The sequence below is a fragment of the Pseudodesulfovibrio nedwellii genome, from assembly GCF_027923765.1.
GTDB classification, from domain to species: Bacteria; Desulfobacterota; Desulfovibrionia; order Desulfovibrionales; family Desulfovibrionaceae; genus Pseudodesulfovibrio; species Pseudodesulfovibrio nedwellii.
Genome location: NZ_AP026709.1, coordinates 532,094 through 544,410, shown reverse-complemented (window position 1 = coordinate 544,410; position 12,317 = coordinate 532,094). Strand labels below are relative to the sequence as shown.

At 47.3% G+C, this 12,317-nt stretch carries 8 protein-coding genes; 2 read left to right on the top strand and 6 right to left on the bottom strand.

Annotated elements, in window-relative coordinates; all coding sequences use genetic code 11:
* Positions 1–20: 20 nt before the first annotated feature.
* The 4 genes from SYK_RS02610 to SYK_RS02595 are packed head-to-tail and all read right to left on the bottom strand — an operon-like array spanning position 21 to position 3,437.
* A complete protein-coding gene (locus SYK_RS02610; RefSeq protein WP_281762065.1) occupies positions 21–770 on the bottom strand; it encodes a flagellar motor protein MotB in 750 nt (249 codons plus the stop codon).
* Between the two features lie 3 nt (positions 771–773).
* On the bottom strand, positions 774–1,538 hold the full coding sequence (locus SYK_RS02605) for an OmpA/MotB family protein (RefSeq protein WP_281762064.1): 765 nt from the start codon (positions 1,536–1,538) through the stop codon (positions 774–776).
* Between the two features lie 24 nt (positions 1,539–1,562).
* Entirely contained in the window at positions 1,563–2,318 is a 756-nt protein-coding gene (locus SYK_RS02600; RefSeq protein WP_281762063.1) for a motility protein A, read from the bottom strand.
* A gap of 3 nt (positions 2,319–2,321) precedes the next feature.
* Positions 2,322–3,437 (bottom strand): flagellar assembly protein A, encoded by a 1,116-nt coding sequence (locus SYK_RS02595; RefSeq protein ID WP_281762062.1) that lies wholly within the window; start codon positions 3,435–3,437, stop codon positions 2,322–2,324.
* 277 nt (positions 3,438–3,714) lie between these two features.
* Between SYK_RS02595 and SYK_RS02590 the strand changes: the two genes are divergently transcribed.
* A complete protein-coding gene (locus SYK_RS02590) occupies positions 3,715–4,107 on the top strand; it encodes a flagellar protein FlaG (protein ID WP_281762061.1) in 393 nt (130 codons plus the stop codon).
* Positions 4,108–4,249: 142 nt separating this feature from the next.
* Positions 4,250–4,543, top strand: coding sequence for a hypothetical protein (locus tag SYK_RS02585; RefSeq protein WP_281762060.1), 294 nt, complete (start codon positions 4,250–4,252; stop codon positions 4,541–4,543).
* A 79-nt stretch (positions 4,544–4,622) separates the two neighbouring features.
* Here SYK_RS02585 and SYK_RS02580 read toward each other — a convergent pair whose 3' ends face one another.
* Together SYK_RS02580 and SYK_RS02575 are read right to left on the bottom strand one after the other, a co-directional pair.
* On the bottom strand, positions 4,623–8,204 hold the full coding sequence (locus SYK_RS02580; RefSeq protein WP_281762059.1) for a PEP/pyruvate-binding domain-containing protein: 3,582 nt from the start codon (positions 8,202–8,204) through the stop codon (positions 4,623–4,625).
* Positions 8,205–8,565: 361 nt separating this feature from the next.
* Positions 8,566–12,267, bottom strand: coding sequence for a pyruvate carboxylase (locus SYK_RS02575; protein ID WP_281762058.1), 3,702 nt, complete (start codon positions 12,265–12,267; stop codon positions 8,566–8,568).
* Between the last annotated feature and the right edge of the window lie 50 nt (positions 12,268–12,317).

The window sequence follows — 12,317 nt, the reverse complement described above, 5'->3', positions numbered from 1 at the left end:
GGGCTTTTTTGCTGGAAATATTACCATTTTGATCGCCCGGGTGGCATGTAAAAAAATTCGACCCTGCGATTTATGCGTCTGTTTTCCTCAGAGGTACTCGGGAGAATGGGTTTGGCGCTGGCATAACCAACGGCTTTCATGCGATTTGCTGGAATCTTTGAATGTTCGAGAATATACCGCAGACATCGTGCGGCTCGGGCTGCGGACAGCTCCCAGTTGGATCTGTATATTTTCGACTCTACTCGTTCTCCATCCGTATGACCTCGGATGACAAGATTAAAATTCGTCCCTTCCATGGCATTAATAACCACGAAGAGCCCCTTCTTGGCCTCATCTGTCAGTTCCGCAGAGCCTTTGTTGAACATGGCCTGATTACTTAAACGAAGCATAACTCCCGACTTATCACTGCTGACACGAGCCATATGCACCAAATCTTTTGCCCGGATACTCTTCTTGATCCGTGCACCAAGTTCGACAATCTGTCTATTTTCACGAACAGTTTTACGTTCGGAAAAACTCGTATCAGCATAGGGAACCGCTGTGGCGCCAGCATCATCGAACTGCACCCCCAAGGCTTCCTGAATAGAACCAATCATTGTTTTAAAATTAGTAACATCGGTATTGGTAAACGATAAAAGAAGCACGAAAAAACACAGCAACAAAGTGACCATGTCGGCAAATGTCGCCATCCACGGTGGAATCCCTTCATCAGGCTTGGGCGGATCAGCTTTTACACCACCCTGTTGTTCCATTGCTTCCTGTTTGGCCATACCTTACCACGCATCCCGTTGTGGCATATGAAGATAAAATTCAACTCGTTGATTTTTCAGTCGATTTTCATCAGAATCATTGGAAACTGCCGGACGGGTATCCGCATAACCAACAGCTTTAGCCCTGTTGATCCCAATACCACCCTCATCAATAATATAATTCAAAGCCATGGCTGCTCGGGCTGCTGATAATTCCCAATTCGACGGATATCTCCGCGAAGAAACCGGTTTGTCATCGGTATGTCCACGCACAACAATATTCAACTTGTAATCCTTGAGAACTTTCACAACATTATCGAGAATTTTCTTGGCACCATCCGCCAAATCAGCAGAACCAGGGACAAAAAGGGCTGCGGAATTGGCACTAAACACAACACCATTTCTGTCCGCTGTCACCCCCATCCCTTCTTTCAACTTGATATCGTCATCTTCAAGAAGAGACTTAATCCGCATGACAACACCAAGAAGCAATCGTTCATCATGCGATATATCGGCCGCCATGTCCTTGGCTGTTTTACTCGTATTGAATTGAGCCATATCCTCTGAAACAGCGCGAATCTCTTTGGCACCAAAGGCTCCCTTGATCGAGCCCAAAGCATCCCGGTACTTCTGTTCGCTTTGTTCAGCAAAGGACAGTAACAAGACGAAAAAACACAAAAGAAGTGTCATCATGTCAGCAAAAGTTGCCATCCACGGAGGTAACCCCTCATCAACCGGGGGATCATCCGGGGGCCTTCTCTTGACGAATTCTTTTACTTGTTTAGCCACACAACCTCCGAATCACACGTAGAATTACGCGCTTTCCTCACGCAGTGCGGGAGACAGGAAGGCCTGGAGTTTTTCCTTAACCACAGAAGGATGATCACCGCGTTGCAGGGAAGAAACACCTTCAATCATAATCTGCATGAACAAAACATCCTCGGTGGATCTCTCCTCTAGCTTGGTGGCCATTGGAAGGAACATGCAGTTGGCCATAACTGCCCCATAAAAGGTTGTTAGAAGTGCGACGGCCATAGCAGGCCCAATGGAGGAAGGATCTGAGAGATTGGAAAGCATATTAACCAAACCGATCAGCGTACCGATCATGCCAAACGCTGGAGCCATGGTGCCCATACCTTTGAAAACAGCCTGTCCCTGTCTATGCCGCTGTTTCATGAATTCCAATTCAATCTCCATAACGGATCGAACAAGCCCTTCACTGGAACCGTCCACGACGAGCATAACCCCTTTCTTGAGGAACGGATCATCGATGGCGACTTTCTCCAAAGCGATAATACTCTCTTTACGGGCCGTATCTGCCAATCCCGTAATAAGACGAATAATTTCAAGTGGATCATTCGACTTGAAAAGTAACGTCTTCATGCCGACCTTAATGGCATTGATAACAACGCCAAGAGGAAACATGACAAAAGTAACGGCAAACGTCCCACCAAGAACAACGACCACCGATGGAATATCGATGAATCCAGCTGCGTTTCCACCCATAAAAATGGTTGTAACCACAAGTCCAAACGCACCAGCCAAGCCTATTAAAGTTGCAATATCCATATACTATCTTTTAACTTTTTCGGTGGAAGCACCGATTTTTACTTCATCGTTATCATAATAAAAATACACATCTTCCAAGAAATCATCTACTTTCAAAAATGCTGACCCGATACTTATCTCAACACCAGGTTTTACCACCCCTGGAACCAAAACCTTGCACTCATCAAGACGCTCTGTAGCGTATATACCGTCCCACAACTTAACCTTCAACGCCTTCAACAAATCCAATTCCTTGATGGCGGACTCCAATTTGGGCTTAAACTCGGCACGAAATTCGTTTCCTTTGTTCAATGCCTTTTCAAATGAAGCTATATCATCATGAAGGCTCTTGATACGCTTGTTATACTCTTCATCTGCATGCAATAGCGACGGCTTATATCCCATAACCAGAGAAGTATCCGTATCTAATCCGCCTCCGAGCTGCCCACCAACATAAATATAGTCATATGCACAGATATTTCCGCCTGTAAGCCGGTGACCTACAGCCAAACGCTTTCCAGCATAGACGTTGCTATGCATAAGCGCTCCCTTGATAAGAATATCGTTCTTTGCAATGAGTGTAGCGTATTCACAGTAAGCGAGCTTCAAATCATGTCCGGCTTCCAAATGAGCGATTTTACCGCCTTTGACGCCACCATGACAATTCAGATTACGGGTCGCCTCAATGCGAGCACCTTCAACCTGCCCGGCAATGGTCACCTTCACTCCTCGCACAGTGAACCCCGAACGAACGGACCCTTCAACAGAGATGTTGCCAACAAAATCCACGTTCCCGGTATGGTAATCGATGTCCCAATGAACCGTCAGAGTCTCTCTAACAAGAATTTTCCCTTCTTTATAACAGACATACCCATCAACAGCTGCAAACAACGTGTCGGGGAATTTCTGTCTAAGGCCGGTTCCACGCCCGGCCGGAAACTCTTTATCATCAAAAACAAACCGACGATCAACATCCTCCCCTTCTTCTATGTCAACCCATTCGGCGATGACATCACCCTTCGAAACATTGTTGACGAAGTTCAATTCATGGTGGTCCACGCTTCCGTCAGCCTGTTCTTCTGGTCTAAGTTTTGAGGGATCCCAATCTGGATCAAAATGGTGTTTCAATAAAAACGGCATGAATACTCTGGAGTAACACTTTTGGGTTATCTCATGAAATAACCAAGTCGACGAACAAATTTGTTAAACAAACCGTCTGATATTTCATGGTTTTTGATTTATAGGAACCATATTCAAAATTTGTATCAGCGTCAACGGCTATTGCCTTACTGTTGCTACACAACGCTTTACGGACGACATGAAATTTTCTCTCTAAAGATAACGCAGTTTCTGCCGATAACATACGTAAGAGGCAAGTTAGGTTGGGATGATTCGTGTAACACCAGGGAGGGAGACCATGAATATCCCCGAAATCAGTATTGATGTGAAGCAGGAGTTACGTTCGGAGAACGCAACTTCAGCGAAGGCAGTGGATAAGCCGCCGGCACAGGATGAAAAAACTGAAGTACGTATTGATGCGGTTAATGGAACCGACAGTTCCGAAGCGGACAAGCAGTCCAACACCCACTCCAGGGATGAACTCAAAGCACTCATTGCCGAAGCTGAAAAACATCTCGAAACGAATGACGTCAAATTGAAATTCAACATCCTTGAAGAGAATGACACTGTACAAGTCGAAATCATTGATTCCGACGGCAAAACTATCCGTAAAATCCCGGACGACGATTTAGTTAAATTAAATCAGTCGCTCAAGAATTTTGGACAGGGATTCCTCGACACGGTGTCGTAATTTTTCAAACGCTGAAGCCAATATTTCGCGCCCCACCGAAAGGTCGGGGCGCCTATGGCGTTTTCTTTTTCTAACGAACTTGCAACCCCCAAATGACTGGGGCATACTCAGGACAAGGAATTCCATTACAACGGAGGCTTCCATGTCCGATATCAGTATTTCAACCGACACAGTACAGTCCATTGCCATGGACAACATGCTATCAGGCCCAGAATCCGTCGGCGAAGAAAGCAGTATAATCGCTTCCGGCATGAACGCGAGAGGCGTGGATTCCATGGAACAAGCCGTCGCCGGATTAGAAGTCGCCTCCAGAACGGAAGAATTCTTTGGAGCCGGAACAGATTTTAGCTCAACCGGGACAGATGTCGATATTCAACAAGCCATCAGTTCTACCCTGGATACGGGGATCGGAAGCATTACTGACAAAATAGCCTGACAATTACCAAATTTACTTGATAAAAAAAGGCCCCCGTCTTCGGACAGGGGCCTTTTCTGTTTTTATTTAATACAGTCTGTTACCACTGCTTTTTACGCTGCTCTTCAAGAGCAGCCTCTTGTTCATCAAAGGACTCAAAACCAGCGTGACGCATAGCATCCGTGACAGTATTATGCCAATCCCAACTGGCATAGATAACTGGCTTATGGAACACGGCCCGGAATTGCTCCATCTCCTGACGATAGAATTCTTCCTTGGGGGTTTCAATGTGGTCTCGAAGCTGCTCACCGAAACGGTCAAGTTCGCCCTCATACCATTCCATGAAGTCTTCGGGAGACTTATACTTCTTCAAGATGTGCCCGTAGCTATTCGCTTCAAGCAAATCCTGAAGATTATTCATATGCTGCATCTTAAGCCAAGCACCCAAGTCACGAGTCTTAATATTTTCAGACTCGATAGCGGCCATTTCAACCTTGGTTTGATGATAGGTATCAGGAACCACCGAAGCGGAAACAATACCGGCAATGGCAACCAATCCGCGCAGGATGACGCTGTTAGATACACCCTGACCGCAGAAACCGACCTTTTTGCCAACTTTCTGTCCAGCAAAAATGGCAGACAGGATGGCCCAGACAACGGCAGGATCTTCCTCGTCGTAGATATGCTGCAAACTCGCATTGTCACGATCAGTGGCCAGCACCATCTGTGTCATATCATTTGACCCGATGGAGAACCCGTCAACTTCCTTGAGGAATTCCTTGCACAATATCGCGTTACTCGGAATTTCCGCCATAAGAATAACTTTAAGATCATCCTTACCGGATTCCAGATTATGCACCTGCTTGAGATACCGTTTCATGGAGCGGGCTTCTTCCAAAGTACGAACAAACGGGAACATGATAGACAGATTTTTACTGCCATAAATGCCACGTGCAAGTTTGAAGGCTTCCAGTTCCCAATCATGAATATTACGTGATACACCACGATATCCGATCATGGGGTTGTCTTCATGAGCTTCAAACAACAACCCACCAAGCAGGTTCCGGTATTCATTAGATTTGAAATCAGTGGTTCGGTAAACGATATTGCTGCCGTAAAAGGCCATGGCAAAAAGAGCCAAGCCCTGAGACAAAGTCTGAATGTAATTTTCCTTACCAGTGGTATAGCCTCGGGTTTCGAGAAGACGACGAATGCGATCAGGCAAAGTTGCCACTTCATCCATCTCCGACTTAAGTCCCATCTTGAGGGCTACTTCCTCTCGCAGACTAATAATCTTGTCGAGATAAGCACAAAATTCAGGTTCATCTTTCAGCCGTTCAACATATTCAGCCACAATTTTTTCATGCTGCTGGCGTATGGTCCACGCCTCAGACCGGATCTCCGGCATGGTTTCCAGCATATCATGATACCCAAGAACCACAGCAACGTGAGCTTCAGCGTCAATGGACGTCTTAAGGATATCAAGCCGTTCTGTTGCCAAAGCAATGTGATCATCCAACTTGTGATCCATCTCGCGTAGGCGACGATGCATGGCCAGAACTTCGTCCGTACTGCGTGCACTTTCCTGCTCTGCCAAAGCTTCCATCTTAGAAGTCAGGCCGGTAATAAGACCAACGTATTCACGAAGTTTGAGCGGCATAGTAATCAAACCAGACGCAAGCTGTTCTTTCATGACTTTAGTCAGCCGCATATCCATCTGCTGGATTTTCTCTTCCACCAGATCATTCAGAACATCCTTGTCATAAGCTTCAAGAGCCATAGGATGAACACCAATGTTACCAAGCATGAACTCGGCACGAAGCAACCCGATCTCAAAATCAGGCACATCACGAAGACGAGACAGGAACAACGCCTGACCGACATCAGCCAAAATCAGACCGACTTTCGTCTTGGTGGCAGGCAGTTCTGCAACATTAATTTCACCGCCTACTTCGACCAGTGGCAATTCTCCGCGGTAAACCTTACCTCGGGAACCATCGACCGTAACCTGCTGCCCATCAAGAGACCGCAAGGACTCAAGACGCTGGATACCAATAATAGCCGGAATACCCAATTCACGAGAAGTAATGGCTGCGTGACTCGTGTCACCACCGACATCGGCGAGAATAGCGGATGCAACACGCATACCGGGAACCATGTCCGGGTCAGTGCGCTCGGCGGCCAAGATGTCGCCTTTGTTGATTTTATTCAATTCAAGAGCGGAACGAAGATACTTGACCGTACCCTGTCCTGCTCCACGGGAAGCACCGTTGCCCTCAAGAATGACTTCGGCCGAAGCAATGGCCTTCTTATCAACTTCAAGGCGACGCATAAAGATTGTATTAGGATGCTGTTCGATGTCCTCATTCCAACGAGTCTCGGGACGAGCCTGAACAAACCAGAGTCGATCAGACTTGTCGATGCAGAACTCAGAGTCCATGATCATGCCGCCATACGCCTTGGAAATAGCTCGCACACCCTGCGCAACCACCTCAGCTTGCGCAATGGAAAGAGCCCATCGATAAACTTCATTCTCAGGCACCTTGACCACTTGGGTCCCGCTGCCGTCTTCCTTGTAAATAATCTTCTTTTCTTTGCAGCCCATGTAACGAATGACGACTTCACGTCCACCATCACGCTGGAATACATAAAATTTATCAGGAGTAACCATGCCGCCGACAACAGCCTCACCTAAACCGTAACTGGCATCAATGGACACTAGATCATTCCGATCAGTACCACGGCAACCTGTGGCCGTATCCGCGCTGAACGCTGTACCCGAAATAACCGGGTTGATCATGCGCATGATGCACACAGACAAAGAGGTATGCTCAATAGCCCACTCTTTCTTGGCGAGTTCGGCAATGGCAACATCACCGGTTTCCTCAGCCTTTGTAATGGCATCAAGAATGGCCTCACGGCGATAGGTCATAGAACGGAGATTGTATGCGGAAGCGCAATCCCAATGGTATGCTTCAAGGCACTCATCAGCGCCAACAATATTCAGATAGGTATCCTGCAATCCGGCAAAAGCCTTCTTGCGGCTATCTTCACCGGCAGCGGAAGAACGCACGGCAACAGGAACATCATCCATACCGGCTTCTTTACATATAGAATTATATGCGCCCATGACTTCCTTGCCAATTTTGACAGGAATTTCAACGGACAAAATAGCGGACTGAACCAGAACCGAACGCATGCGGAGCTGATCAATGCCTTCAGGAGAAGTTGCAAACCCTTCTACAACATTATTAATAAAGGTGCGCAGCTTGATGGGGGTTCCAGACTGCTTTTCAGACTGCTCACGAACCTTCTTGCCAACATCACGCACAAACTGCTGTAAATATTCGGAGTCTTCGTTAACTTCGTCGGAAGTCCAGTCAACCTTGTTGTATTCCTTGTCCACAGTGGCGCGGACAACAGCGGCGTTGACCTTGGTCTCATCGAGGATATGATGAAAGACATGAGATGAGATCGCCCGGAATTCAGGAGCCCTGATCCCTGCAACCTGGCTGATGATGGCGGTGTTGTAGTTCTTTCCGCCTACGAGAAGTTCGGCTTCTTCACCGATCTTCTTGATGTCAGCCCCATTCAGGACCAACTTCTGTTCGAGACTCTCAGTTTTCGCCCCAACTTTGCTGGCAGATGCCTTTTCGGCGGGCTTTTTCTGGGTCTTGGCCATCATTTCCTCCTGGAAAGTCCCTGCGGTAAACGGATAAGATTCTCTCTCCGCTCCGAGGTCTCTAACTTTCTACTATTTAGATTTAATACTAAAAAGAACAATCAAGACTTGAGCTTCGAGTTCCCGCTTACAGGGTATCAGACCTATTCGTCAATGAAACTATTGGTTGGACCACTGGCCCAAAAAATCGCATATCAAATCATTTTTCACACTCAAAGCACAGGGAAACAACATCTCTAATTTCCCCAAAAAACAAGGCCGACGCGTAGTTACTACGCGTCGGCCTACAAATTACCGCAATACTCATTTCGTCGAGCTTAATTTTATAAACTAGACCAATTTATTATACTTAACAAATTTCTTAAATTTTCTGACCGCAGTTCGGACAGAAGTTACACTCCTCGCCAGGGACATCGAACTTACACGTCGGACAGACTCCGACTTCAGGACCAAGTTCAACAATCAATTCACCTTCAACCACCGGAATCATCTTTTTATCCTCGGTGTATTTAGCGGACTTGATAACACGTCTGACAGTACTGTCTACTTTTGCGGTTACGGCTTTCTCCTGTTTCATGATGGAGATATTGAAGAGCTCTTCGCCCGCCTTAACTTTGTCGCCAGGTCTAACGTGCGTCACCCACAAATCACCGTTACTCGGCGAACCGACATGATAATCATTGGTCGGGTCAGCCATCTCTGTCGCTTCCTTACCACCGACATCCGGCTCAGCAACCTTGACCTGGTGACTCATAATTTCAGAATCGAGAACATATCTGACAACGGCCATGCCGTTCTCATCTGGCTCAGAGATATCCAAAATACGCATCCGGTGAGGCTTCATGCAATTGCCCTGGAAATGCAGAACTTCACCCTTTTCCAACCCTTCAAACCAAACATCGACGGGCAGATTGTTGATGTTGCCGAACTTCTCACAGAAATCGATAGTCGAAATAGCATCACCGGGATGATTAAGATACATAACGAATTCTTCTTCTGTAGGCTGCCGATGCAAACGGGTTTGCAAGGCTTGCCTTTCCGCGTCCAAATCAACATCGACCAATGTGGTCAATGGAGATTCCTCAGTGCGCTCCTTAATGGCAATCTCCCACCCTTTACCAAACGCAGACTGGTAAACCCAATCTGCCGGGAAACCGAGAGGCAGTTTGCCAAATTTGCCGAGCAACAGGTTACGGAAAGCATCGTTGGAGTCGCGATACAGAGCGAGTCTGGCTTCGCGCTCATGACTGGTAAGCTCTTCTTCCTTACACAGGGTCACGATATCCAAAACATTCAGCAATCTCCGTACTTCACGACTTCCGCCCCGCTTGTATGCACCAGTTACAGCCAAAAAGGCAGTATTCCAGGTAATCTGGGAACCGGGAGTAACATCGTGATAACGAACAACTTTACGGGTTCCTTCAAGGAACTTCAGCATATAAGGCAAGAGCTTGATGTACCCTTGCTTGAGAGCGCCTTCCTGTGACGAAGAAGTTGCACCGCCCGGCATACCATGGCGAACAACATCATGATCAATGCCCTGAAAATACGGCGCGGTATAACGATCATAATATGGCATGATCTGCTTGAGCTTGAAATTGGTCGCCCGAATCATTTCCTTATCAAGATGCGTTTTCAGGCCGATCTCATCTTCAATATATGCGGCGGTGGACAGAACTTCGCCTTGACCGTACCAACGCACGGATGCACCGATAGCCACATCCACAATATGTGCTCCAGCCTCAGCGGCTGCTCCCATGGTGGGAACAAACAGCCCATCTGTATAATGACGATGGCTGTGAATAACCAATTCCGGGTACTTAGCTCGGATGGTGGAGATAAGTTCTCGCATGAATCTGGGCGGACAAACGCCAGCCATATCCTTAAGACCAAGAATAATCATCTTCTCGGCCTGCTTCTTGGTGACACCACCGGCCTCGGCGCACATGGCGATGATGGAATCAGTCACCTGCAGGTACCGATCTACGCCAAAGCCTTTGGCCCAAGACAATGAAATGGCAGGTTCAAAGATATTACGCGTGGAATTCATGGCGACCTCTGCAAAAGGCCGCATATTCTCAACATGATTCAGGAAATCAAAGCAACGAATAATTTCATAGTGCTCATTGATCATCTCGCCGGTCAGTCGCATGACATTTTTCGGCTGGGGCTTATAACCCAATACATTAGTAGAGCGAACGAGAATTTGCTTGAGCGTATTCGGTGCGAATTTATTCCATTCTGCCGCTTCGGCAAATGGGTAAGTCATGTTCGCGAGCATAGCCACATGGAAATGAGCTCCGCCACCGTTCTCAAGGGAGAAGAAACCACATTTATCCAACGAAGGGCCGACAATACGATCCTCGGCCAAACGAAAGCGGTTACCACTGTTCGACTGGGTGATATCACGCGTGGTGGTATCCGTCATATGAACGATGCCGCTTTCACGATCCGTACGCAGTGTATCGAGAATCGCATCCCGGTCCATTTCCCGTGAAAAATGGGATTCAAACCCGGTAGATCTTTCGGGAGGCTCGACCAATTCGAAACGACCAACCCGTTTATCTTCACGCCCACGGTATTCGCCCAACTGAACATACTTGTTGTGACCCAGGGCCGAAATCTCGGCAACAAGCCTCATCATGCGAAGAAAATCAGGCTCACGGTCTGAATAGTCCATAAGCTCAGTATAATTCTGACGCACGAAATTAGTATCATAATCAGCGTCCACAAACTTCTTCTGATCAATAATCTTGCGATGGAATGGAAGCGTCGTTTTCAGCCCACCAATCATATATTCGCGCAAGGAACGCTTCATCAAGGCAACGACTTTGTTCCATGAGTTACCGTAGGATATAAGCAGGGAAGCTGCGGAATCATAATTAGACGGAAAACGGTAACCATCACCAATACAGGAGTCGATACGAATACCCTGACCACCCGGAGAAACATATCGGGTAATACGACCGGAGTTGGGTTCAAAATTCTTTTGAGGATCTTCGCAGTTAATACGACACTGCATGGCCCACTGGTAAGGCTTGGTATCTTTTTCATTCAGACGCAGTTTGGAGCCAAAAGCAATGGCAATCTGCTCTTCGACCAAATCGATACCGTATCGGCATTCAGTAATACCGTGTTCCACCTGCAAACGGGTGTTAACTTCGATAAGGAACGGAACACCATCAGTATCCACCAGGAATTCAACGGTGGCCAAAGAATAATACCCTACTGCCGACACAAGACGTCTTGAATACTCCTTGAGCTGAGCACGCAGTTCCTCAGTGTACTTGGGCCATGGAGACGGAGTGATCTCAATAAGTTTCTGATGATTACGCTGGACTGAACAATCTCGTTCATCCAGACAAAAAATATTGCCATACTGATCAGAGATAACCTGAATCTCAATATGACGAACAGAAGTCAGCAATTTTTCAACATAGAGACGCGGATTGCCAAACGAGGCTTGCGCCAGTGCGGATGCTTTGGAAAAAGCGTTTTCAAGATCTTCATCCTGATAGACTTCGTAAATACCACGGCCACCACCGCCGCCTTCAGCTTTGAGCATAACGGGAAATCCGATTTCCTTGGCTATTTCTCGAGCCTCGGGAATGGACACAGCCCCTTCGGAACCGGGAACAACTGGTACCCCTTGCTCAATGGCAAGCTTACGGACAGCAACCTTGTTACCAAGGATGCGCATTGGCTCCTGCTCTGGGCCGATGAAGATAATCCCAGCTTCCTTGCATTTGGCAGGGAAAGAATCGTCCTCCGCACCAAATCCCCAACCGGGATGAATGGCAACAACATCTTTAGCTTTGGCTTCACGGATGACTCGGTCCAGATCGAGATAAGCACGAGGGTCGGAACCAAGCATAAGCAGCTCATTGGCTCCCGACGTCGCGGGGGAGGTTTTATCAACATCTGTGGCGGTCATAATCGCCTTCGCGTTGAACATTTCGGTAATGGAGCGACAAATGCGCCGAGCCGGGATACCCCGGTTGGCTACAAGTATACGCTTCCCTTTGACCTCTTCAAGAACCTCTTCAAAGGACTTCGGCTTCATGGAACTCACTGGTCTCCTAGAAAGAAATAACTACACACGGCATTGCACCG